Origin of the sequence: Thioalkalivibrio sp. ALE20 (assembly GCF_000381405.1) — a bacterium.
Classification (GTDB): domain Bacteria; phylum Pseudomonadota; class Gammaproteobacteria; order Ectothiorhodospirales; family Ectothiorhodospiraceae; genus Thioalkalivibrio.
Genome location: NZ_KB906472.1, coordinates 75,290 through 96,848, shown reverse-complemented (window position 1 = coordinate 96,848; position 21,559 = coordinate 75,290). Strand labels below are relative to the sequence as shown.

At 68.7% G+C, this 21,559-nt stretch carries 26 protein-coding genes; 16 read left to right on the top strand and 10 right to left on the bottom strand.

Annotated elements, in window-relative coordinates:
- Positions 1-13 precede the first annotated feature (13 nt).
- The 7 genes from hslV to F790_RS14125 are packed head-to-tail and all read right to left on the bottom strand — an operon-like array spanning position 14 to position 5,194.
- On the bottom strand, positions 14-556 hold the full coding sequence (gene hslV, locus F790_RS0103835) for an ATP-dependent protease subunit HslV (RefSeq protein WP_019641486.1): 543 nt from the start codon (positions 554-556) through the stop codon (positions 14-16).
- A gap of 59 nt (positions 557-615) precedes the next feature.
- Entirely contained in the window at positions 616-1,584 is a 969-nt protein-coding gene (locus F790_RS0103830) for a tyrosine recombinase XerC (RefSeq protein WP_019569361.1), read from the bottom strand.
- The gene (locus F790_RS0103825; RefSeq protein WP_018868856.1) at positions 1,559-2,266 is read right to left on the bottom strand and encodes a DUF484 family protein; all 708 of its coding nucleotides are present in this window, start codon (positions 2,264-2,266) and stop codon (positions 1,559-1,561) included. Before F790_RS0103825 ends, F790_RS0103830 begins: the two co-directional genes overlap by 26 nt.
- A complete protein-coding gene (dapF, locus tag F790_RS0103820; protein ID WP_019590876.1) occupies positions 2,263-3,102 on the bottom strand; it encodes a diaminopimelate epimerase in 840 nt (279 codons plus the stop codon). Before dapF ends, F790_RS0103825 begins: the two co-directional genes overlap by 4 nt.
- Entirely contained in the window at positions 3,099-3,776 is a 678-nt protein-coding gene (locus F790_RS0103815) for a trans-aconitate 2-methyltransferase (protein WP_019588936.1), read from the bottom strand. The genes dapF and F790_RS0103815 overlap by 4 nt, the downstream gene beginning before the upstream one ends.
- Positions 3,773-5,062 carry a diaminopimelate decarboxylase gene (gene lysA, locus F790_RS0103810; RefSeq protein ID WP_019590875.1) on the bottom strand — a complete coding sequence of 430 codons (1,290 nt, stop codon included), beginning with the start codon at positions 5,060-5,062 and terminating at the stop codon, positions 3,773-3,775. Before lysA ends, F790_RS0103815 begins: the two co-directional genes overlap by 4 nt.
- The gene (locus F790_RS14125; RefSeq protein WP_019022573.1) at positions 5,063-5,194 is read right to left on the bottom strand and encodes a lipoprotein; all 132 of its coding nucleotides are present in this window, start codon (positions 5,192-5,194) and stop codon (positions 5,063-5,065) included.
- A 314-nt stretch (positions 5,195-5,508) separates the two neighbouring features.
- Here F790_RS14125 and soxY point away from each other — a divergent pair, with 314 nt between their 5' ends.
- From soxY to gpmI, 11 genes are all read left to right on the top strand, one after another.
- Positions 5,509-5,982 carry a thiosulfate oxidation carrier protein SoxY gene (gene soxY / locus F790_RS0103800; RefSeq protein WP_019590874.1) on the top strand — a complete coding sequence of 158 codons (474 nt, stop codon included), beginning with the start codon at positions 5,509-5,511 and terminating at the stop codon, positions 5,980-5,982.
- Between the two features lie 46 nt (positions 5,983-6,028).
- Positions 6,029-6,331, top strand: coding sequence for a thiosulfate oxidation carrier complex protein SoxZ (soxZ, locus tag F790_RS0103795; protein WP_019569356.1), 303 nt, complete (start codon positions 6,029-6,031; stop codon positions 6,329-6,331).
- A 183-nt stretch (positions 6,332-6,514) separates the two neighbouring features.
- A complete protein-coding gene (hisB, locus tag F790_RS0103790) occupies positions 6,515-7,108 on the top strand; it encodes an imidazoleglycerol-phosphate dehydratase HisB (protein ID WP_019022570.1) in 594 nt (197 codons plus the stop codon).
- Positions 7,109-7,132: 24 nt separating this feature from the next.
- A complete protein-coding gene (gene hisH / locus F790_RS0103785; protein WP_019022569.1) occupies positions 7,133-7,789 on the top strand; it encodes an imidazole glycerol phosphate synthase subunit HisH in 657 nt (218 codons plus the stop codon).
- A gap of 25 nt (positions 7,790-7,814) precedes the next feature.
- Positions 7,815-8,552, top strand: coding sequence for a 1-(5-phosphoribosyl)-5-[(5-phosphoribosylamino)methylideneamino]imidazole-4-carboxamide isomerase (gene hisA, locus F790_RS0103780; protein WP_018936454.1), 738 nt, complete (start codon positions 7,815-7,817; stop codon positions 8,550-8,552).
- A 1-nt stretch (position 8,553) separates the two neighbouring features.
- A complete protein-coding gene (gene hisF / locus F790_RS0103775) occupies positions 8,554-9,342 on the top strand; it encodes an imidazole glycerol phosphate synthase subunit HisF (RefSeq protein WP_018868866.1) in 789 nt (262 codons plus the stop codon).
- Positions 9,339-9,701 (top strand): phosphoribosyl-ATP diphosphatase, encoded by a 363-nt coding sequence (locus F790_RS0103770; RefSeq protein ID WP_019590873.1) that lies wholly within the window; start codon positions 9,339-9,341, stop codon positions 9,699-9,701. The genes hisF and F790_RS0103770 overlap by 4 nt, the downstream gene beginning before the upstream one ends.
- 70 nt (positions 9,702-9,771) lie before the next feature.
- Positions 9,772-10,080 (top strand): twin-arginine translocase TatA/TatE family subunit, encoded by a 309-nt coding sequence (gene tatA / locus F790_RS0103765; protein WP_018947275.1) that lies wholly within the window; start codon positions 9,772-9,774, stop codon positions 10,078-10,080.
- Between the two features lie 44 nt (positions 10,081-10,124).
- Positions 10,125-10,898: a Sec-independent protein translocase protein TatB gene (tatB, locus tag F790_RS0103760; RefSeq protein WP_019590872.1), complete on the top strand. Its 774-nt coding sequence runs from the start codon at positions 10,125-10,127 to the stop codon at positions 10,896-10,898.
- The gene (tatC, locus tag F790_RS0103755) at positions 10,895-12,022 is read left to right on the top strand and encodes a twin-arginine translocase subunit TatC (RefSeq protein WP_018868870.1); all 1,128 of its coding nucleotides are present in this window, start codon (positions 10,895-10,897) and stop codon (positions 12,020-12,022) included. Before tatB ends, tatC begins: the two co-directional genes overlap by 4 nt.
- A gap of 100 nt (positions 12,023-12,122) precedes the next feature.
- A complete protein-coding gene (gene gpmI / locus F790_RS0103750) occupies positions 12,123-13,673 on the top strand; it encodes a 2,3-bisphosphoglycerate-independent phosphoglycerate mutase (protein ID WP_018868871.1) in 1,551 nt (516 codons plus the stop codon).
- An 18-nt stretch (positions 13,674-13,691) separates the two neighbouring features.
- Here gpmI and F790_RS0103745 read toward each other — a convergent pair whose 3' ends face one another.
- Positions 13,692-15,215, bottom strand: coding sequence for a YdiU family protein (locus F790_RS0103745; RefSeq protein WP_019590871.1), 1,524 nt, complete (start codon positions 15,213-15,215; stop codon positions 13,692-13,694).
- Positions 15,216-15,332: 117 nt separating this feature from the next.
- Between F790_RS0103745 and F790_RS0103740 the strand changes: the two genes are divergently transcribed.
- Positions 15,333-15,857 carry a hypothetical protein gene (locus F790_RS0103740; protein ID WP_018868873.1) on the top strand — a complete coding sequence of 175 codons (525 nt, stop codon included), beginning with the start codon at positions 15,333-15,335 and terminating at the stop codon, positions 15,855-15,857.
- Here the strand turns inward: F790_RS0103740 and argH are convergent.
- Positions 15,842-17,275 carry an argininosuccinate lyase gene (gene argH, locus F790_RS0103735; protein ID WP_019590870.1) on the bottom strand — a complete coding sequence of 478 codons (1,434 nt, stop codon included), beginning with the start codon at positions 17,273-17,275 and terminating at the stop codon, positions 15,842-15,844. The genes F790_RS0103740 and argH overlap by 16 nt on opposite strands.
- 57 nt (positions 17,276-17,332) lie before the next feature.
- On the opposite strand from argH, the gene F790_RS0103730 reads away from it, so the two are divergent.
- Together F790_RS0103730 and F790_RS0103725 are read left to right on the top strand one after the other, a co-directional pair.
- Positions 17,333-18,397, top strand: a complete 1,065-nt coding sequence (locus tag F790_RS0103730) for a sensor histidine kinase (protein WP_019569346.1) — start codon at positions 17,333-17,335, stop codon at positions 18,395-18,397.
- 3 nt (positions 18,398-18,400) lie between these two features.
- A complete protein-coding gene (locus F790_RS0103725) occupies positions 18,401-19,117 on the top strand; it encodes a LytTR family DNA-binding domain-containing protein (RefSeq protein WP_019590869.1) in 717 nt (238 codons plus the stop codon).
- A 51-nt stretch (positions 19,118-19,168) separates the two neighbouring features.
- Here the strand turns inward: F790_RS0103725 and F790_RS0103720 are convergent, their stop codons facing one another.
- On the bottom strand, positions 19,169-19,639 hold the full coding sequence (locus F790_RS0103720; protein WP_018868877.1) for a thioredoxin fold domain-containing protein: 471 nt from the start codon (positions 19,637-19,639) through the stop codon (positions 19,169-19,171).
- A gap of 90 nt (positions 19,640-19,729) precedes the next feature.
- Between F790_RS0103720 and hemC the strand changes: the two genes are divergently transcribed.
- Positions 19,730-20,659: a hydroxymethylbilane synthase gene (gene hemC / locus F790_RS0103715; RefSeq protein WP_019590868.1), complete on the top strand. Its 930-nt coding sequence runs from the start codon at positions 19,730-19,732 to the stop codon at positions 20,657-20,659.
- A gap of 10 nt (positions 20,660-20,669) precedes the next feature.
- Positions 20,670-21,491: a uroporphyrinogen-III synthase gene (locus F790_RS0103710; protein ID WP_019590867.1), complete on the top strand. Its 822-nt coding sequence runs from the start codon at positions 20,670-20,672 to the stop codon at positions 21,489-21,491.
- Positions 21,492-21,559 lie beyond the last annotated feature (68 nt).

Below are 21,559 nucleotides of genomic sequence, written 5' to 3'. Positions count from 1 at the left end.
CGACGCCGGGGCGTCACTCGGCGTCGAGGCTCTCCAGCGTGATGTTGTGATTGGTGTAGACGCAGATGTCGGCGGCGGTATGGAGGCTCTTCTCCACCACGTCGCGCGCCGGCAGGTCGGTGTTCTGCAGCAGGGCCTGGGCCGAGGCCTGGGCGTAGGGGCCGCCGGAGCCGATCGCGATCAGCGCGTTCTCGGGCTCGATCACGTCGCCATTGCCCGAGATCACGAACGAGTTCTCGCGATCGGACACCGCCAGCAGCGCCTCCAGCTTGCGCAGCGCGCGGTCGGTGCGCCAGTCCTTGGCCAGCTCGACCGCGGCCCGGGTGATGTTGCCGGAGTGCTTCTCCAGCATGCCCTCGAAGCGCTCGAACAGGGTGAAGGCGTCGGCCGTGCCGCCGGCGAAACCGGCGAGGATGCGGTCGTGATAGACGCGGCGCACCTTGCGCGCGTTGCCCTTCATCACGGTGTTGCCCAGCGATACCTGGCCGTCGCCGCCCAGGGTCACGGCGCCATTGCGGCGCACACAGACGATGGTGGTGCCACGAAACTGCTCCACGGTGGTCTCCTGCAATCGGTGGTCGGATCCGGACCGGGATTGTACGCGGTTGCGCCCGCCTACGAACCCGTCTCGTCGGCCGGATCGTGACGCCGCGCGCGGGGATGGGCGGCATCGTAGACCTCGGCCAGGTGCTGATAGTCCAGATGGGTGTAGATCTGGGTAGTCGACAGATCGGCATGCCCCAGCAGTTCCTGCACCGCGCGCAGGTCGCCGCTGGATTCCAGCAGGTGGCTGGCGAAGGCGTGGCGCAGGCGATGCGGGTGCAGATGCACGTCGAGCCCGCCCCGGCGCCCGGCCTCGGCGACCTGCCGCTGGACCGAGCGGTTGCTGATGCGCTGCCCGCGTCGGGTCACGAACAGCGCGGGCTCGTCGACATCCGCCCACTGGCCGCGCACCGCCAGCCAGTCGCGCAGGGCGGCCAGCGCCATGCGTCCGGCGGGCACCCGGCGCTCGCGCCGGCCCTTGCCGAGTACACGCACCATGCCGGCCTCCCGGTCCACGTCCGGCAGATCCAGCCCGGTCAGTTCCGCCAGCCGCAGTCCGGAGCCGTACAGCAGCTCCAGCATCGCGCGGTCGCGGCGCGCCAGGGGCGAATCGGGATCGTCCGCGTCCAGAGCGGAGGCGGCGGGCGGGGCATCCAGCGCCTGCTGCGCCTGATCGACGTCCAGCCCGCGGGGCAGCGGACGGTCGGTCTTCGGACCGCGCAGCCCGGCGGCGGGGTTGGCGGCGCGCTCGCCACGCTCCACCTGAAAATCGAGGAAACCGCGCACTGCGGCGAGGAACCGGCGGACCGAGCGCGGATGGCGCCCGCCCCGGGCCAGCCCGGCCACGATGCGGCGCAGCGCGGCGGCATCCAGCTCCGTCCAGGGCGCGTCCCAGGCCCGGCGCAGTTCGCGCAGGTCGCGACGGTACGCAGCTACGGTGTGCGACGAAAGCCCGCGCACATCACGCAGATGCGCGAGATAGGCCTCGATGGCGGGGTCGGGTTGCGGCTCGGACTCAGGCGGCCTGTTTGCGGTCGGCATGACAGCGGATGGACTCGGCCAGCAGCTCGCCGATATGGGTGACGAAGTAGGTCCCCATGTCCGGCTGGAAACGATCCGGCGAGGCGCTGGCCAGACCCAGCACGCCCACACGTTCGTCGTCCGCCAGCAGCGGCATCAGGATCGCCGAACCCACCGTGTCGTCCGCATCGTCGAACAGCACCTTCAGCATGTCCGGGGGCACGCGGCCGCACTGTGCCCGGCCGCGGGCGAACAGTGGTTCCAGCACGGCCAGCTGGGCGGTATCCAGGGCGTGCAGGTCCTGCACCTCGCGCTCCGCCAGACGGATGCTCACCCGCTCGGCGCCCAGTTCATCGCGCAGGGCGTCCTGCGTCAGCGCCAGCACCGCATCCAGGTTCTCCGCACGCATCAGGGTTCGGGCCAGATCGTGCAGCTGGCGGCCGACCCGTTCATTGTCGCGGGCACGCTCCACCAGCTCGTGCATGCGCTGCTCCAGCTGGCGGTTCTGCTCGCGCAGGCGCTTGAGCTGGCGTTCGACCAGGGACTCGGCTCCACCGGCCGGATGCGGGATGCGCAGCACGTCCAGCAGGGCCTGGTGGTCGAGGAAGAAATCCGGGTGCTCGCGCAGCCAGGCCTCGACCTCGGCCGCCGAGAGTTCGGCGCCATCCCCCGCCGGGGAGGCACTGGAGGGGTCTGTACTCATAGATCGATCCTGCCGTTGAATACCGTGGTTGCGGGGCCGGTCAGCCGCACCGGCGACTCCGGGCTGCCGTCCCAGCTTAGCACAAGGGTCCCGCCCGGCAGCGAGACCCGCACGCAGTCATCGACCCGGCCCTGCAGACGGGCCACCACCATCGCCGCGGCGGCGCCGGAGCCGCAGGCCAGGGTCTCGCCGGCGCCGCGTTCGTATACCCGCAGGTCCAGGTGCCCGCGATCACGTACCGCGGCGAAACCGGCGTTCACGCGGCGCGGGAAGCGGGGATGCGCCTCGATCGCGGGCCCCAGGGTCGCCACCGGTGCCTGCCCCACGTCGTCGACAAAGGTCACGGCATGCGGGTTGCCCATGGACACCGCGCCGATCTTCAGGAAGGTGTCGCCGACCTCGAGGGGGTACTCCGGTGCCTGGAAGTCGGCCTCGAACGGGATGCGCGCCGGTTCCAGCACCGGGCAGCCCATGTCGACGGTGACCTGTTCGTCCGCCTCCACCCGCAGCACCAGCGGACCACCCAGGGTCTCCACCGGGATCTCGCGGGCGTCGGTCAGGCCCTGTTCGCGTACGAAGCGGGCGAAGCAGCGCGCGCCATTGCCGCACTGCTCCACCTCGCCGCCGTCGGCGTTGAAGATGCGGTAGCGAAACAGCGCGCTCGCGGGATCGGCGGGCGGCTCCACCAGCAGGATCTGGTCGCAGCCCACGCCGAAATGGCGATCGGCCAGCAGGCGCAGCTGCTCGGTGCTCAGCGCGACCGCCTGGCGCACGCCGTCGAACACCACGAAGTCGTTGCCCAGGCCGTGCATCTTGGTAAAGGCGAGCGCACTCATCCCCGGCGCTCCGGCAACCGCCCGTGGATGACCATGTGGCGGTCGCTGGTGACCCGCACGCGGAAGCCGTCGAGGCCGGCCGCGGCCAGCTGGTCCTGGACCTCCTCGGGGGTAAACGCCGCATGCAGCGAGTGCTCGAAGTCGCGCCGCAGGACTTCCGGGGCGTCGGCCGCGTGCTCCGCCACCAGGCGTTTCACTTCGGCCTCCGAATCGGGACGACGCAGATCCATCACGAACACCCGCGCCCCGGGGGCGCCGTCACGACGGATCACCTGCCACAGCACTCCCGGATCATGCAGGTGATGCAGCAGCGAGTTGCAGATGATGGTGGCGTAGGGCGCGCGCGGGCCCCGCGCATCGGGCAGGCAACCCTCGGCCAGATGCACGCGATCGGCGGCCGGATGCCCCGCACACAGCGCAGCCCCGGCCGCCAGCATCGCGGGAGCCCCGTCCAGCCCGTCGACCTCGCACTCGGGATGGCGCGCAGCGAAGCGCAGGCTGACATCCCCCGGGCCACAGCCCGGATCCAGCACCGGGCCGCGCACCGGCTCCGGGAACACCTCGGCGAAGGCATCGACAAAGCCCTCGTGGGGCTGCGCGAAATCCGCCTCGGCATAGGCCCGGGCCTGGCCGGATTCCAGCATCAGCTCGGGCTCGGGCCGTCGCGGGATCACGGATCGACCCTCCCGGGCGGATCTTCCTCGTCGGGATCGCGCGGCAGCATGCTCTCGCGCATCATCAGATGATCGGCCTGCTCGCGGCGGTTGACGATCTGATAGTGGTCACCGTCCACCATGACCTCGGGCGGGCGCGGGCGGCTGTTGTAGTTGCCCGCCATCACATAGCCGTAGGCCCCGGCGGAGCGCACCGCCAGCACGTCGTCGGGGGCCAGCGCGAGATCGCGTTCGCGCCCGAGGAAATCCCCGGTCTCGCATACGGGTCCGACCACGTCGTAACTGCGGGTCTCGGTGTCGTCGCGCGGCACGATCAGATCGATCGCCTGCCACGCGCCGTACAGCGCCGGGCGCAACAGGTCGTTCATCGCGCCGTCAACGATCGCGAAATCGCGGTGTTCCGAGTGCTTGAGGTATTCCACCCGGGTCAGGAACACCCCGGCGTTGGCGGCGATCGCCCGGCCCGGCTCCAGCAGCACCTTCAGCGGCCGCTCGCCCAGGGTCTCGCGCAGGGCGGCCGCCCAGACGTCCGGCTCCGGCGGGGTCTCGTCGCGGTAGCGCACGCCCAGCCCGCCGCCGACATCGATGTGCGACAGCTCGATGCCGTCTTCCGCCAGCCGGTCCACCAGCGCCAGCACCCGTTCCAGCGCGTCGACGAACGGCTCGGTGCTGGTCAGCTGGGAGCCGATGTGGAAATCCACGCCGATCGCGTCCAGGTGCCCGGAAGCCTGGATGCGGCGATACAGCGCCGGCGCGTCCTCGATCGCCACGCCGAACTTGTTGTCGCGCAGGCCGGTGGCAATGTAGGGATGGGTCTCGGCGTCGACGTCCGGGTTCACCCGCAACGACACCGGGGCGACCTCCCCGCGCTCGGCGGCGACCGCTTCCAGGCGTTCCAGCTCGCCCTCCGATTCGAGGTTGAAACAGTGGATGCCCACGTCCAGCGCGCGCTGCATCTCCGCCGCGGTCTTGCCGACCCCGGAGAACACCACCCGCGCGGGGTCGCCGCCGGCACGCAGCACCCGCTCCAGTTCGCCGCCGGAGACGATGTCGAACCCCGAGCCCATGCGCGCCAGCACGTTCAGAACCGCCAGACTGGAGTTGGCCTTGACCGCGAAGCAGACCTGATGCGGCATCCCGATCAGGGCCTCGGCGAACGCACGGTAATGGCGCTCCAGGGTGGCGCGGGAGTAGACGTAGGCGGGGGTCCCCACCCGGCGGGCCAGGGCGTCGAGGTCCACGCTCTCGCAATGCAGCGTGCCCCCGCGGTAATCGAAATAGTCCATCTAGCGGGATTCCTCCTGCTCGTCCTCGGGGAGGTAGAGATCGCCCTTCTGCCCGCAGCTGGCCAGCATCTGCGCGCCTCCGAGGACGACAACCACGATCAGCAGCAACAGGTGGGCCTTGCAGAAGGGCATGGGTGCGGTATCCGGAAATGATTGCATCGGGAGGGCATAGTGTGCCATTGATACGGGGCTGGCTTCACTCGGATCAGGGGCGATGCGGCCCGGAGCCGCTCGATAACGGATCCGTTCATGAAGCGTTCAGCCACATTCTGGGACTCTGGAGTTGCAGGATCAGCAAAGGGCCCGACACCAAAGGGGGCTGATCCGGGGACGGGGAATAGAACCGAACGGTACCCCGTCACAACGCACAGGCGCCTGCATCCACATGGATCGCTCGCGCCCCGGGAATGTCCGGATTTGATCCAAAAAGATGAGAGGAGATCTCCATGATTAGCACCAAGCGTCGTGTCTTCCTGAAAGGCACTCTCGCCGCCGGTACCGTGGGCGCCGCCGTGGGCGCCGGTCTGCTGGCCCCGAGCAAGCTGCTCGCCGCCTGGTCCGCCGACATGTTCGAGACGGAGGGCATGTCCGAGGCGATGAACGCCGTCGCCGGCACCACCGACATGCAGCAGTCCGACGACATCGACCTGAGCGCCCCGGAAATCGCCGAGAACGGCGCCGTGGTCCCGGTCTCGGTCGAGGCCCATATGGACAACGTCGAGGAGATCGCGATCTTCGCCGAAGCCAACGACCGTTCCCTCACCGGCCGTTATGTCTTCGCCTCCGGCGCGAAGCCGAAGGCGTCCATGCGCATCCGCCTGGGTGACACCTCGGACGTGATCGCCGCCGTCAAGGCCGACGGCAACTGGTACATGACGTCGCGCAACGTCGAAGTGACGGTGGGTGGCTGCGGCGGCTAAGCCGGCACCCTCACCGATCCGATCAACAGTCTGGAGGTAAAGAACTATGTCCATCCGTATTCGCGCCCAGGAACAGGACGGAATGATCAACGTCCGCGCCCTGCTGAGCCACCCGATGCACACCGGGGATCAGACCGATGATGCCGGCGAGATCATCCCCGAGCATTTCATTCAGACCGTCGAAGCCAAGCGCAACGGCGAAACCATGGTCACCGCACACTGGAACGTGACCATCTCGCAGAACCCCTTCCTCGAGCTGGAATTCGAAGGTTCGTCCGGCGACACCGTCGAGATCAGCTGGGAAGACAACCAGGGCGAAACCGCTTCCGAGTCGGTTTCCGTCCGGTAAATCCATCTCCCTTGATGGATGCGGAAAGGCCGGGGTTCGCCCCGGCCTTTTTTATGGGTACCCGTATCCGGCGCGCCGATGGGTGGAAAGACGTCGCGCTGCATGTCCCGGGCCGCGAGTACGGCATACCGGCCGGGCGCCAGCCTTGCTACACTGGAGCTTTATGCGTCGAAGCCAGCCAAGATGAACCAGCGTACCGCCTCCGTCCGCCGCGACACCCTCGAGACCCGGATCTCCGTCGAACTGAACCTCGACGGCACCGGCCAGTGCCACACCGAGACCGGCATCCCGTTCCTCGACCACATGCTCGACCAGATCGCGCGTCACGGGATGGTCGATCTGGACGTGCGCGCCGAAGGCGACCTGCACATCGACGACCACCACACGGTGGAAGACATCGGCATCACCCTGGGCCAGGCACTGGCGCAGGCGATCGGCGACAAGAAGGGCATCCGCCGCTATGGCCATGCCTATGTTCCGCTGGACGAGGCCCTGTCACGGGTGGTGATCGACTTCTCCGGCCGCCCGGGCCTGGAGATGCACGCCGATTTCCGCCGTTCGCACATCGGCCAGTTCGATGTCGACCTGTTCCACGAATTCTTCCAGGGCCTGGTCAACCATGCGTGGATCACCCTGCACGTGGACTGCCTGCGCGGGGACAATGCCCATCACGTGGCGGAGACCATCTTCAAGGCCTTCGGCCGCGCGCTGCGCGAGGCCGCGGAGGAAGACCCCCGCGGCGCCGGCATTACGCCCTCCACCAAGGGCAGCCTGTAAGGCCCGCCGTAACAGGGAAGCCACATGGAAACCGTCGCCGTCATCGACTACGGCATGGGCAACCTCCACTCGGTGGGGCGTGCCCTGACGCACGAGGCCGCACCCGGCCAGCGCATCCTGCGTACCGACGACCCGGAGATCCTGCGCGAGGCCGACCGGCTGGTGTTTCCCGGCCAGGGGGCGGCCGGCGACGCGATGCAGGCCCTCGCCCGGCGCGGTCTCAACCGCCTGCTGCCGGAACTGGCCGGTTCGCGCCCGTTCCTCGGACTCTGCCTGGGGCAGCAGATCCTGATGGAGCACTCGGACGAAAGCGGCGGCGTCGACCTGCTGGGGGTGATCCCCGGCGGGGTTGCCCGCTTTCCGGAACGCAGCGATGCGCAGGGGCGTCGCCTGAAGGTGCCGCACATGGGCTGGAACCGCGTGCAGCCCACCGGCGAGCACCCGCTGTGGCACGGCCTGCCGGAGACGCCGTGGTTCTATTTCGTGCACAGCTTCCGGGTGCAGCCGCGCGACGCGGCCAGCGTGGCTGCGCACACGGATTATGGCGAAACCTTCGCCTCGGCCCTCGCCCGCGGCTCGCTGTTCACTATGCAGTGTCACCCGGAAAAGAGCGCGGCCTGCGGCCTGCGCCTGCTGAACAACTTTCTGCGCTGGGACGGCGACGCCCCGGACGCCCCGTGAACGCCGCAACAGGAGGCGGAGAGAGATGCTGGTCATTCCCGCGATCGACCTGAAGGAAGGCAAGTGCGTGCGCCTGCGCCAGGGGCGCATGGAGGACTCGACGGTATTCGGCGAAGAGCCGGTGGAAATGGCCCGACGCTGGGTCGAGGCCGGGGCCGAACGCCTGCACATCGTGGACCTCGACGGGGCATTCGCGGGGCGGCCGCGCAATGCCGAGGCGATCCATGCAATCGTCGAGACCTTTCCCGACCTGACCATCCAGATCGGTGGCGGCATCCGCGACGATGACACCGTGCAGGCCTACCTCGATGCCGGCGTGCAGTACGTGATCATCGGCACACGGGCGGTCAGCGCGCCGCATTTCGTCAACGACCTGTGCCTGGAATTCCCGGGTCACATCATCGTCGGCCTGGACGCCCGCGACGGCAAGATCGCGGTGGACGGCTGGTCCAAGCTCTCGCGTCACGACGTGATCGACCTCGCCCAGCACTTCGAGTCCGACGGCGTCGCCGCGATCATCTACACCGACATCGCGCGCGACGGGATGATGGAAGGCCCCAACGTGGAGGCCACCGCGAAGCTCGCGGAGAACGTGCGCGTACCGGTGATCGCCTCCGGCGGCGTCAGCTCGCTGGACGACATCCGCAGCCTCGCCCGCGGGGCCGACGCCGGTATCGACGGCGTGATCGTCGGCCGCGCCCTGTACGAGGACGCCTTCACCCTGGAGCAGGCGCGCGCGGCCGCCCGGGGCGAGGACACCTGAGATGCTGGCACGCCGCATCATCCCCTGCCTGGACGTGGACGCCGGCCGCGTGGTGAAGGGCGTGAACTTCGTCGGCATCCGCGACGCCGGTGACCCGGTGGAGATCGCCCGGCGCTACGACGCCCAGGGTGCCGACGAGCTGACGTTCCTCGACATCACCGCCTCCTCCGACGACCGCAGCACCATCCTGCACGTGGTCGAAGAAGTCGCCTCGCAGGTCTTCATCCCGCTGACGGTGGGCGGCGGCGTGCGCGCGGTGGACGACATCCGCCGTCTGCTGAACGCCGGGGCGGACAAGGTGTCCATCAACACTGCGGCGGTTCACCGACCCGAACTGGTGCGCGAAGCCGCCGACTGGGTCGGCTCGCAGTGCATCGTGGTGGCCATCGACGCGCGCCGCACCAGCGCCGAAGGCGAGCCCGCACGCTGGGAGATCTTCACCCACGGCGGGCGCCGCGAGACCGGCCTGGATGCCATCGAATGGGCGCGCCACATGGCCGAGCTGGGCGCCGGCGAGATCCTGCTGACCAGCATGGACCGCGACGGCACCCGCAGCGGCTTCGACCTGGAACTGACCCGGGCGGTGAGCGACGCAGTGAACATCCCGGTGATCGCCTCGGGCGGCGTGGGCAGCCTGGAACATCTGGTCGAGGGCGTGACCACCGGGCACGCGGATGCCGTGCTGGCGGCCAGCATCTTCCACTTCGGCGAGCACACGGTCGGCGAGGCCAAGGCCGCGATGGAAGCCGCGGGGGTGCCCGTGCGTCCCCTGCAGGAGGTGACGGCTTGAACGACCCCTCCGCAAACCCGCGCGAGCACCTGCTGGCCGCGCTGGCCGAAGTCATCGACGAGCGACGCTCCGCGGACCCCGAACGCTCCTACGTCGCGAAGCTGCAGGCGCGCGGCCTGGATGCCATGCTCAAGAAGTTGGGTGAAGAAGCCACCGAAGCGGTGCTGGCGGCCAAGGACGACGACGCCGATGCGCTGGTGTCGGAAATGGCCGACCTGTGGTTTCATACCCTCATCGTCCTGCGGGCGCGCGACCGGCACCCCGACGACGTCCTCGACGAACTGGCCCGGCGTTTCGGCCTGTCCGGCGTGGACGAAAAGGCCGGCCGCGAAGTCGCAGGACAGCGTTCGGACAAATAGGCAGCCTGGTTGATTCGGGAACCCTCCCCGGTCAGGCTGTCCGGCAAGGAACTTATTTCGGAGACACTCCATGGGTATTGGTGGTATCAGCATCTGGCAGCTCCTGATCATCCTTCTGATCGTGGTCCTGCTGTTCGGCACGAAGAAACTGCGCAACATGGGCGGTGACGTCGGCTCCGCGCTGAAGAACTTCCGGCAGGCGGTCAAGGACCCCGACGGCGAGAACCAGAAGAAGGAAGAAGGCGAGGAAGGCGCGGAAGGCGAAAAGCCGGGCGTCGAGAACCAGAGCGAAGACGACGAAGGTCGCGTGGTCGACGCCGAGGTGAAAAAGCGCAGCGAGAAGTCCGGCGACAACGACTCGTCGGACAAGAACGCCTGATCCGGTTCCGGTCCGCAACGACCGGCCGGCAGCGGCGCTAGTCCATGTTCGACATCGGCTTCTGGGAAATCCTGATCATCGTCGTGGTGGCGCTCCTGGTCGTGGGACCGGAGCGCCTGCCCGGCCTTGCGCGCGAGATTGGCCGGTTCGTCGGCAAGACCCGGCGCTTTGTCCAGAGCGTGCGCTCGGACGTGGAGCGCGAGTTCCAGACCGAGGAACTGCGCGAGATGGTCAAGAGCCAGGACCGCGAGATCCGCGAGCTCAAGCACATGGTCGAGGACACCGAGACCAGCCTGCGTGAGGATCTGGAGCAGACCGAACGCGAGATCAACCGCGAGCTGCGCGACACCGACGACACCCCGGCGGATGCGGATTCGGATGCCGGCGAGTCGGCCGACGGGGACACGCAACCGGCGAAGCCGGCACGTCCCGCGGTTCGCGAACGTCGCACCCCTCCGGAACCGGCCGGTCGCGAAACCGACACCTCCCGCGCCGATTCGGTAGAGGATGCCGGCACGCAGGACAGCGAGGCGGGATCCGCGCCTGAGGAACCGGCCTGGGACGCTGACGGCGGTGACCTCGAGCGGGTACCCGTCAGCCACAACATGGGCCCGGACCTGGCCACCGAAGATCCCGCACTGGCGGCCGAACGCGAACAGCGCAGCACGCGGGAAGAAAGGCCCCGGCGGCGCACCGCCGGGCGCCGGCCGCAGCGCCCCGCCGGGCAGGCGCCGGAATCCCCGGAAGCACAGGGCGGCGACGGGCCGCAGGAAACCGACACCGACCACTCACCCCGCACGCCTGACGAACGCCCATGAGCAAGACCAGCCCGGGGGTCGAACCCACGGAAGAGGCCACCGAGACCCTGCTCTCCCACCTGATCGAGCTGCGTGACCGGGTCCTGCGGATGTTCATCGCCGTGCTGGTGGTGTTCCTGATCCTGTTCCCGTTCGCCAACCAGCTCTATACCTTCCTGGCCGATCCGCTGATGGCGCATCTGCCGGAAGGCACCAGCATGATCGCGATCGAGGTGGCCGCGCCGTTTCTGATCCCGTTCAAGCTGACCCTGCTGCTCGCGGTGGCGATCAGTATCCCGTACCTGCTCTATCAGCTCTGGGCGTTCATCGCGCCGGGGCTTTATCAGCACGAGAAGAGCCTGGCCGGGCCGCTGGTCGCGTCATCCACCATCCTGTTCTACCTCGGGATGGCGTTCGCCTATTTCGTGGTCTTTCCGCTGATCTTCGCGTTCTTCACCGCGGCCGCGCCGGAAGGCGTGGACGTAATGACGGACATCTCGCGCTACCTGGATTTCGTCATCCTGCTGTTCATCGCCTTCGGTATCGCCTTCGAGATGCCTGTGGCCACCATCCTCCTGGTGACCATGGGGGCCACCACCACCGAGAAGCTGGCCGCCAAGCGCCCGTACGTGATCGTCGGGGTGTTCCTGGTGGGCATGGTCCTGACCCCGCCGGACATCATTTCGCAGACCCTGCTGGCCCTGCCGATGTGGTTGCTGTTCGAGGTCGGCCTGATCCTTGCGCGCATCATGGAGCGGCGCAAGGCCGAACAGAAGGCCGCCCCCGATGACGACCCGGACGGGCCCGATGACCCCGAGGGCGGACCGGGCGGCGGCCCGGGCGCGGGCCCGCAGAGCGGACCGGAGTCCGGCCCCGCACCGCGCTCCGGCACCGGCACCACCCGGCCCGAACCCGCGGGCAGGGCCCGGAGCGACACCTCCGGCGAGACGCGTCCGTCCCCCGCGGCCCGTACCGGCTACACCCCGCTGTCCGAGGCGGAGATGGATGCCGAACTCGATCGCATCGAGGCCGAAGACGCGCGACGCGGCAACGCATCCGCGGGCAACCGCACGGATGGGCCGGACGATGCGGCGGACGACACGCCGGACGAATCGGGGGATCGCCCCGAGCGTGATCCCCGCTGATTCGCGAGCGGCCCGGACCTCCCAACCGCGTGCGGAGCTGGTAAAATTCGGCACTCACTGAATATTCGTCCCACCCACGCACCCAGGTACCGATACCGCGATGGCTGATCCGCGCACCACCCCTCGCCGCCCCGTCCTCCTCATCGTCATGGACGGGGTGGGCGTGAACCCCAGCAAGATCAACAACGCCTACGCCGAGGCGGACACCCCCAACCTCGACCGCTATCTGTCGACCCGCACGCACACCACCCTGGATGCCTGCGGCCGGGCGGTCGGCCTGCCGGACGGGCAGATGGGCAACTCCGAGGTCGGCCACCTGACGCTGGGCGCGGGCACGGTCGTCAATCAGGACCTGGTGCGCATCGACGACGCCATCTCCGAAGGCAGCTTCTTCGAGAACGATGCCCTGGTCAGTGCGGCGCGGGCGGCGGCCTCCAAGGATCAGCCGCTGCACCTGATCGGCCTGGTGTCCGACGGCGGCGTGCATTCGCATATCCGGCACCTGGTGGCCCTGATCGGCATCTGCCGCCAGGAAGGCGCCCGGCCGATCGTGCACATGATCACCGACGGCCGGGATACCGCGCCGCGCTCGGCGCTGAACTATCTCGAGACCCTGGAGCCGGAACTGGAACAGGCCGGCGGGTTCATCGCCACGGTCTGCGGACGCTACTACGCCATGGACCGTGACAAGCGCTGGAACCGTACGGAGAAGGCCTTCCGCGCGATGGCCTACGCCGAAGGCGAACCGGTGGGCAGCGCGCGCGAGGCGATCGAGGGTGCGTGGGCCGCGGGCGAGGATGACGAATTCATCAAGCCCCGCATCATCAATGGCGGGGCACCGATGGGCACCGAGGCGGAATGCGTGCTGTTCAACTTCCGCAACGACCGCCCGCGCCAGCTCACCGCTGCCCTGGGCATGGATGATTTCGACGGGTTCGATCGCGGGGATTTCCACCCGGTCTCCGAGACCTGCCTGACCGAATACGACCCGCGCTTTCTGTCGCCGATCGCGTTTCCCCCGGAACGCCCGTCCACCACCCTGGGTTCCACCATCGCCTCCGCCGGGATCCCGCAGTTCCACTGCGCGGAGACCGAGAAATACGCCCACGTCACGTTCTTCTTCAACGGCGGCAAGGAAGAATCCTACGCGGGCGAGAAGCGGGTGATGGTGCCCTCGCCCGCGGTGGACACCTATGACGAGCAGCCGGAGATGAGCGCGCGCGAGGTCGCCGACGAGACCATCAAGGCGATGGAAAGCGGGCGTTACGGCTTCATCCTGGTGAATTTCGCCAATGGTGACATGGTGGGCCACACCGCCCGCCGCGAGGCACTGATCGAGGCGGTCCACACCCTCGACCGCGAGGTCGGGCGGGTGCTGGATGCGGCCGAGGCCCAGGAGTATTCGGTGATCGTCACCGCCGACCACGGCAACTGCGACGAATACGTCGACCCGGTCACCGGGGCACCGCACACCCAGCACACCATCTACCCGGTGATGTGCATGATCCTCGACAGCCAGCGCTGGCGTCTGCGTACAGGCGGCGGACTCGCCGACGTCGCCCCCACGGTGCTGGAACTGATGGGCGTGCCCAAGCCGAGCGCGATGGGCGGACGCAGCCTGCTGCTGGAAGAGGTCCCCGACTCCGCCTGAAGCAGGCAGCGCCTCCCCTCAGGACGAACAGCTGAGCTGGATCCCGCTGGCCCAGGCCGGCGGCAGCCCGGCGAGGTCCTCGTCCTCCGGCTGTTCGTCGAACGGCCGGCTCAGCACGCGCTGCAACCGCTCCAGCTCCGAAAAGTCGCCGGCCTCGGCCCGCTCGATCGCCGCCTGGGCCAGATGGTTGCGCAGGATGTACTTCGGGTTGACCGCCCGCATCGCCGCATGGCGTTCCGTGGTCGGGCGCGTCTCGTGGCCCAGACGGGCACGCCAGCGATCCTCCCAGGCCTCCCAGGCACGCGGGTCTTCCAGTTCTTCGATGAATCCCTGACGCGTCTCTCCGTCTTCCAGTTCCGGCAACTGACGGAAGAACCGGGTGTAGTCGACGCCTTCGCCCGCCATCCGGGCGAGCAGATCCTGGATCAGGGCCTCGTCCTCGTCACGTTCGAGCTGCAGGCCCAGCTTGGCGCGCATGCGCCGCAACCAGGCCGCGCGGAACTGCTCCTGGTACGCCTCGAGGACGGGCTTCGCCTGCTCCACCGCGGTGTCGATGTCGGGGGCGCGGAACTGCCCCACCAGGGTCTCCGCGAGACGGATCAGGTTCCACTGAGCCACGCCCGGCTGGCGGCCGAAGGCATAACGCCCCCCCTGGTCGGTGTGGTTGCAGATGTAATCGGGGTCGTAGGCGTCCATGAACGCAAACGGGCCGTAGTCGATGGTGAGCCCGGTCAGGCTCATGTTGTCGGTGTTCATCACCCCGTGGCTGAAGCCCACTGCCTGCCAGTCGGCCATCAGCTCGGCGGTGCGGGCGGTCACGGTCTCCAGCATCGCGCGCACCGGGTCCTCGGCCTCGCGGTGCTCGGGGAAGTCATGGTCCAGCGCGTAGTCGATCAGCTGGCGCAGCCGCTCCGGATAGCCGGCATAATGGAAGTATTCGAAATGCCCGAAACGCAGGAAACTGGGGGCCGCGCGCAACACCACCGCGCCACTCTCGATGCGCTCGCGGAACACCCGCAGCGAGGACCCGTAGAGGGCCACCGCCCGCGTGGTGGGGATGCCCAGCGCCGCCATGTGCTCGGAAACCAGGTATTCGCGGATCGACGAGCGCAGCACCGCGCGCCCGTCGGCATGACGCGAGAAAGCCGTCGGCCCGGAGCCCTTGCTCTGCAGTTCCCAGTGCTCGCCGGCGGGCGTCCGCACCTCGCCCAGCAACTTGGCCCGGCCATCGCCCAGCTGCGGCACGTAGACCCCGAACTGGTGACCCGCATACACGCTGGCGACCTGCGGCGTGCCCGCCACCGGCTCGCCGCGGGTGATCATGCCGAGCCACGGCTCGGCGGCGAGATCCTCGGGCGTCAGACCCAGATGCTCGCGCATCGCCGGGCTGCTGGCGAGCAGCCGGGCCCCGGGGAACGGGGCCGGCTCCGGGCGGTGATGGAAGGCATCCGGCAGCGCGGCGAAACGGTTGATCCATTCCAGCCCGGCGCCCGACGGCGGGGTCTCCGGAGGACGTTCGCGGTTCGGCTCGGCGGCGGACATGAGGCGGCACCTCGGCAGCGGGGACATTGCGGGTTATCATGCGCCACATGTCGAGGGTACGTCCCATGGGCCCACTCGGCCCGGGACTACCGCCCCCCGCAACCGAGGAGAACCGCCGTGTCCCAGGATGATGAAAACCGCAACCCCGAGACCGACAACGAGGATCCGGGTCGCCTGCGTACCCGTGAACGCCTGATGTGGCTGGGCCTGATGGCGTTCTTCGTCGTCATCCTGGCGATCTATATCGCGCGCGCCGAAGGCCTGGAGCACGACGTCACCGAGGCCAACCGCGAGCTGCTGGAGGCCCAGATGCAGCTGGCCGAATACACCCGCGAGGAGGTGCCGCGCCCGGTGGAGATCGGTCTGCGCAACGCCGACATCCAGCAGCTGCAGCGCCTGGGGATGACCAACCCGGAGCGCCGGCTGTCCGAGGATCTGGTCGAGAATCCGCAACTGGTTCCCGAGGTCCTGCGCGACGGTGACACCGCCGAGTTCCGCGAAGACGGGATCTACGTACTCAACGCGCGCTGGGTGCTCGCCCATTTCGAGAGCGGCGACCGCTTCGGCCAGCTGCTACTGGAATACGAGGTGGTGCACGGCAACGTGATGTGGGAGGTGGTCGACGGCTACGTCGAGGACTGATCCCCGGCCGCGGCCAGACGCGCGCGCGCGGCCGCGACCTGGCGCCGGACCTGTTCCGGCGCCGTCCCGCCGGTCACCCGGCGGGCGGCCACCGAACCCTCGGCGGTCAGCACATCGTGGACATCCTCGCCCACCGCGGCACTCAGCTGCTGCAGTTCCTCCAGTGACAACTGTGCCAGGTCCACACCCCGCTCCTGCGCCAGGCGCACCGCACGGCCCACCACCTCGTGGGCGTCGCGGAAGGCCACGCCCCGCTCCACCAGGTAGTCGGCGAGATCGGTGGCGGTGGCGAAACCGCGGGTAGTGGCCGCCAGGGTGTTCGCACGACGCACGGCGAGGTCGGGGACCATGTCGGCGAACGCCCGCAGGGAGCCCAGCAGGGTGTCCACGGTGTCGAACAGCGGCTCCTTGTCCTCCTGGTTGTCCTTGTTGTAGGCCAGCGGCTGGCTCTTCATCAGGGTCAGGAGACTGGTCAGATGGCCATACACCCGGCCGGTCTTGCCGCGCACCAGCTCCGGCACGTCCGGGTTCTTCTTCTGCGGCATGATGGAGGATCCGGTGCAGTAACGATCCGGCAGCTCGATGAAGTCGAACTGGGCGCTGGTCCACAGCACCAGCTCCTCGGCCTGACGCGACAGATGCATCATCAGGGTCGAGGCCGCTGCGCTGAATTCGATCGCGAAATCGCGATCCGACACCGCATCCAGCGAGTTGCGCGTGACCCCGTCGAATCCGAGCTGTTCCGCCACGTATTCACGGTCCAGGGGGTACGGCGTACCCGCCAGGGCAGCGGCGCCCAGCGGCAGGACGTTCACCCGGCGCCGGCAGTCGCGCAGCCGTTCGGCATCGCGCTCGAGCATCTCGTACCACGCCAGCATGTGGTGGCCGAAGGTCACCGGCTGGGCCGTCTGCAGATGGGTGAACCCGGGCATGATGGTGTCGGCCTCGCGCTCGGCCAGATCCACCAGACCGCTCTGGTAGGAACGAATCAGTTCGAGGATCTCGTCGATCGCGGCGCGCAGCCACAGGCGGATGTCGGTGGCGATCTGGTCGTTGCGCGAGCGGCCGGTGTGCAGCTTCTTGCCGACATCGCCGATGCGCTCGATCAGGCGCGCCTCGATGTTCATGTGGACATCCTCGCGGCCCACCTGCCAGTCGAACTCGCCGGCGGCGATCTCCTCGCGGATGGCGTCCAGCCCGTCGACGATCCGGCGCGCCTCGTCCTCGCTCAGGACCCCCACCCTGGCCAGCATGTGTGTGTGGGCCTGCGAGCCCCGAATGTCCTCGCGGTAGAGGCGGCGGTCGAAGTCCACCGAGGCGGTGAATCGCTCCACGAAGGCATCGGTGGGCTCGGAGAAGCGGCCACCCCAGAGCTTGGCTTCGGCGGCCGGCTTGTCCTGCGGGGAATCCTGCGTCATGGTGCACTCTGAACGGGGTTTTGAACGACAGGGAAGTATACAGGGAGAGCGACTGCCATGCGCCCGGAACCGGGTTCGTCCAGCGGGAACACGCCGGCGCTCGAGGCCCGCGCGGAACGCGTCTCGCCACTGCCGGATTTCTGTGGCGCGGAGACCCTGCTGCGGGTGCTCATGCTGGCGGTGCTGCTGGCGCTGGCGATCACCCTGCTGCGACCGGGGACCGGCGACTGGGCGGGCACCCTGGCGCTGTATGCCCTGTTCATCTTCTGGGTCGCGCTTACCAGTCTGCTGATCCTGTGTCTGCTGCAGCGTCTGCTGCGGCGTGGCCCGCTGACCCTGCAGATCGTGCTGCCGCCGCTGGTCCCCATCGTCAATACCGCGCTGGTGCAGCGCGCCGCCGAGTCGGTGCAGCTGGCAGATCCCGAGCTGCGTCTGCCGGTGCTGGGCATCGCGGTGATCCTGAGCCTGGTCGCGATGCACTACCTGTATCTGCAGGCGGCCTGGCAGCGCGAGACCCGGGCCGTGGCGCAGGCGCGGGAACAGGCCATGCGGGCACGCCTGCGGCCGCATTTCCTCTACAACAGCATGAACACGATCGCCGGGCTGTGCCGGACGGATCCCTCGCGCGCGGAGCAGGTCACCCTGGACCTCGCGGATCTGTTTCGTGCCGCGTTCAATGGCGCCGACCGCCATTCGCTCCGCGAGGAGCTGGCCGTGGTCGAGGGCTATCTGCGGGTGGAGCAGACACGCCTGGGCGGGCAGTTCCGGATCGACCGGGAGTGGCCCGAGCAGGACCCGGCGCTGGAACAGCAGATCCCGTCCCTGGTGCTGCTGCCGCTGGTGGAGAACGCGATCCAGCACGGGATCGCTCCGGCCCGCGGACAGGGCCATCTGGGAATCCGGATCCACCCGGAACGGGATACGCTGACCGTCGAGATCCGCAACAGCCTGCCGGAGGTAGCTGCTCCGGCCGGTACCGGAACCGCCAGCGACGCGGTCCGGCTACGCCTGCGCCACGCCTTCGGCGATCGCGCATCGCTTCAGGCGCAACGCGACGAAGACGAATTCCGGGTCCGGCTGCAGATACCCCGCACGCCGCAGGATCGACGAGGGAGACGCTGATCCATGGAATTGCTGATTGCGGATGACGAACCGGTCGCGCGCGAGCGGCTGCGCGACCTTGTGACCGAACTGGGCCACCGGGTGGTGGCGGAAGCCGCGGACGCCGGCCAGGTACGCACGGCTCTGCAGACCCACCGGCCGGGAGCGCTGCTGCTGGACATCGAGATGCCCGGCGAGCGCGGGATCGAGCTGGCGGGCGAACTCGCGCGGAGCCATCCCGAATTGGTCGTGATCCTGGTCACCGCACACGAGGCTTTCGGCCTGCAGGCCTTCGAAGCGGGGGTGCGCGACTACGTGCTCAAGCCCGTACGCCGGGAGCGACTGGAGCAGGCTCTGGAACGGGCCCGGCATGCAACGGACGGATCCGCGCAGCCGGACGAGCCGCCGGCCATACGCCTGCGCATCGGCCGACGCGAAGAGTCGGTGCAGCTGGATGCGATCGACTGTTTCGTCACCGAGGATGGCTGCGTAGTCGCACGCGGGCGGGACCTCGAGGGCTTCGTCGAGGCTCGGCTGCAGGATCTGGAGCAGGCCCTGGGGGACGAGGTGCTGCGCGTGCACCGCGGGGCCCTGGCGGTGGCCCGGAACGTGGCGGGCCTGGAGACCCGCAACGCCGGCGACCATCGTCTGCGGTTTCGTGACGGGCGCGATCCGGTACCGGTGAGCCGGCGGCAGCTGGCCCGAGTGCGCGAGTTTCTGCGGCGGCACACCCGGGTGTGATCCGGCCGGGCCTGATCCGCGCGGGTCCGGTCCGGCGGGACGTGGCGCGGGTCAGCTGCCCTCGCGTGCGGCGTTGATGCGCATGCGCACCTGACTGCGGTAGAGCTCCTCGTTGGGAATGCCCACCAGCGGGCGCCCGACCGGATTGCCCTCGGCGTCGAACGCCACCAGGGTGGGGGTCACGCGGGCCCCGTACCGATTCCCCAGCTCGGAGCCACGCATGGTATCGCCATCGAAATCACGGACTTCTTCGCCGTTCATCTCCACCATGAGGATATTGACGTCGGAATGGGCCTCGTCACGGCTCATCGGGCCCAGATGGGCCTCCTTCGCGAGCTCGCAGTAGGGGCAATTCTCGGCGGTGAACATCACCACGGTTGGCTTGCGCTCGCCGTTGTCCTTGAGCGCCTGCAGGTCGGTCACCCGTTCCAGCTCCGCCTGAGCCGGACCGGCGAACAGCATGGCCGCGGCCAGGCCGAAGGCCGCGAGAATCCGGTTGCGTGTCATCATGAACTTGTCCATCGGTTTTTCGGCTGCGGGTTGCGAGCCGTTATACTACGTCGTTTTTATGGACCCGGGACAAACCACCGGGTTCCCCGAACGGGACACTGCATGAAACCGCTACGCATCGCCACCCGCAAGAGTCCGCTGGCCATGTGGCAGGCCGAACACGTCGCCGAGCGTCTGCGCGCGGCACACCCGGACCGGCCGGTCGAACTGGTGGGCATGACCACTCAGGGCGACCGCGTACTCGACTCGCCGCTGGCGAAAATCGGCGGCAAGGGTCTGTTCGTGAAGGAGCTGGAGAACGCGCTGCTGGAAGATCGCGCGGATATCGCGGTGCATTCGGTCAAGGATGTCCCGATGGAGCTTCCGGACGGCCTGGCCCTGCCGGTCATCCTCGATCGCGAGGACCCGCTGGATGCGTTCGTGTCGAATCACTACGGGCACGTGGACGAGCTTCCGGAGGGCGCGCGGGTCGGCTCCTCCAGCCTGCGACGCCAGTGCCAGCTGCGTGCCCGCCGGCCCGATCTGGAGGTCCATGACCTGCGCGGCAACGTGAACACGCGGCTGGGCAAGCTGGATGCCGGCGAATACGACGCGATCCTGCTGGCCGCGGCGGGACTCAAGCGCCTCGGCTTCGATGCGCGCATTCGCAACTGCCTGGAACCCGAGGTCAGCCTGCCCGCCGTCGGTCAGGGGGCCATCGCGATCGAATGCCGCGACGGGGATGACGAGGTGGAAGGACGGATCGCCAGCCTGAATGATCCGGATACCAGCGATCGGGTACGCGCGGAACGCGCGTTCAACCGCCGGCTCGAGGGGGGTTGTCAGGTACCGCTGGCCGCCCATGCGATCCTCGAGGCCGACGGTGGCCTGTGGCTGCGCGGGCTGGTCGGCGCGGTCGACGGCAGCCAGCTGCTGCAGCGCGAGGTACGCGGGCCACGTGCCGAGGCCGAGGCACTGGGCATCCGCCTGGCGGACGAGCTGCTGGAACTGGGCGCCGGGGAACTCCTGCGCGCCGCAATGAACGATCACTGAGGACCGCATCATGGCCGATGCCGAAACCGCCGCCCGGAGCCGGGCCCCGAGCCTCGCCGACCGGGGCATTCTGGTGACCCGGCCCGCCGCTCAGGCGGAACCGTTCTGTGAGGCGCTGGAGGGTGAAGGGGCCCGGGTGATCCGCTTCCCCGTGCTGGAGATCCTCGCACCCAGCGATCCCACCAATCTGCGCGCAGTGCTGGACGAGCTGGATCAGTTCGATATTGCGGTGTTCATCAGCCCCAACGCCGTTCAGCGCGTGATGAACCTGGCGCTGGCGGATCGTGAGTGGCCCGCCGGGACCGCCATCGCCGCGATCGGCAACCGGACGGCCCAGGAGTTGCGCAGTTTCGGCCACGCGCCCGACATCGCCCCGCCCCGCCGCTTTGACAGCGAGGCGCTGCTGGCGGAACCGGCCATGCAGGAGGTGGGCGGCAAGCGGGTGGTGATCTTCCGCGGGGACGGCGGGCGCGAGCTGCTGGGAGATACCCTGCGCGAACGCGGCGCCACGGTGACCTTCGCCGAGGCCTACCGGCGCGGGCGCCCGGAGGGGGACACCGGGGATCTTATGTATGCGTTCTCGCGCGGGCAGATCGACATCATCACCATCACCTCGGGCGAGGGCCTGCGCAATCTCTACGAGATGGTTGGCAAGCTGGGGCGCATGTGGCTGCGCAAGACCCCCCTGGTAGTCGGCAGCGAGCGCATCGCCGAAATCGCGCAGGAGCTTGGCTTCAAGGCCGCGGTGGAGACGGCCGAGGATCCCACCGACGCATCCATGCTGGCGGCCGCACGCCGTCTCGCGGCGCGCCTGGACGGCGGCGACGGCTGAGAAAGGGTCTGGCCCGCGCCCACGAAACCGGCAGGCGCCGGTTGGCAGGCGAACAGGGTCACGTGCCC

Coding starts and splice junctions, on each gene's coding strand:
- dapF (WP_019590876.1), bottom strand. CDS start 3,102: ATGAGTGCGCTCGCCTTTACCAAGATGCACGGCCTGGGCAACGACTTC.
- hisH (WP_019022569.1), top strand. CDS start 7,133: ATGGAAACCGTCGCCGTCATCGACTACGGCATGGGCAACCTCCACTCG.
- F790_RS0103745 (WP_019590871.1), bottom strand. CDS start 15,215: ATGTCCGCCGCCGAGCCGAACCGCGAACGTCCTCCGGAGACCCCGCCG.
- F790_RS0103825 (WP_018868856.1), bottom strand. CDS start 2,266: ATGAGTACAGACCCCTCCAGTGCCTCCCCGGCGGGGGATGGCGCCGAA.
- F790_RS0103830 (WP_019569361.1), bottom strand. CDS start 1,584: ATGCCGACCGCAAACAGGCCGCCTGAGTCCGAGCCGCAACCCGACCCC.
- hisF (WP_018868866.1), top strand. CDS start 8,554: ATGCTGGCACGCCGCATCATCCCCTGCCTGGACGTGGACGCCGGCCGC.
- F790_RS0103725 (WP_019590869.1), top strand. CDS start 18,401: ATGGAATTGCTGATTGCGGATGACGAACCGGTCGCGCGCGAGCGGCTG.
- soxZ (WP_019569356.1), top strand. CDS start 6,029: ATGTCCATCCGTATTCGCGCCCAGGAACAGGACGGAATGATCAACGTC.
- argH (WP_019590870.1), bottom strand. CDS start 17,275: ATGACGCAGGATTCCCCGCAGGACAAGCCGGCCGCCGAAGCCAAGCTC.
- hisA (WP_018936454.1), top strand. CDS start 7,815: ATGCTGGTCATTCCCGCGATCGACCTGAAGGAAGGCAAGTGCGTGCGC.
- F790_RS14125 (WP_019022573.1), bottom strand. CDS start 5,194: ATGCCCTTCTGCAAGGCCCACCTGTTGCTGCTGATCGTGGTTGTCGTC.
- tatC (WP_018868870.1), top strand. CDS start 10,895: ATGAGCAAGACCAGCCCGGGGGTCGAACCCACGGAAGAGGCCACCGAG.
- soxY (WP_019590874.1), top strand. CDS start 5,509: ATGATTAGCACCAAGCGTCGTGTCTTCCTGAAAGGCACTCTCGCCGCC.
- gpmI (WP_018868871.1), top strand. CDS start 12,123: ATGGCTGATCCGCGCACCACCCCTCGCCGCCCCGTCCTCCTCATCGTC.
- F790_RS0103730 (WP_019569346.1), top strand. CDS start 17,333: ATGCGCCCGGAACCGGGTTCGTCCAGCGGGAACACGCCGGCGCTCGAG.
- F790_RS0103720 (WP_018868877.1), bottom strand. CDS start 19,639: ATGGACAAGTTCATGATGACACGCAACCGGATTCTCGCGGCCTTCGGC.
- F790_RS0103710 (WP_019590867.1), top strand. CDS start 20,670: ATGGCCGATGCCGAAACCGCCGCCCGGAGCCGGGCCCCGAGCCTCGCC.
- tatA (WP_018947275.1), top strand. CDS start 9,772: ATGGGTATTGGTGGTATCAGCATCTGGCAGCTCCTGATCATCCTTCTG.
- hisB (WP_019022570.1), top strand. CDS start 6,515: ATGAACCAGCGTACCGCCTCCGTCCGCCGCGACACCCTCGAGACCCGG.
- hemC (WP_019590868.1), top strand. CDS start 19,730: ATGAAACCGCTACGCATCGCCACCCGCAAGAGTCCGCTGGCCATGTGG.
- tatB (WP_019590872.1), top strand. CDS start 10,125: ATGTTCGACATCGGCTTCTGGGAAATCCTGATCATCGTCGTGGTGGCG.
- lysA (WP_019590875.1), bottom strand. CDS start 5,062: ATGGACTATTTCGATTACCGCGGGGGCACGCTGCATTGCGAGAGCGTG.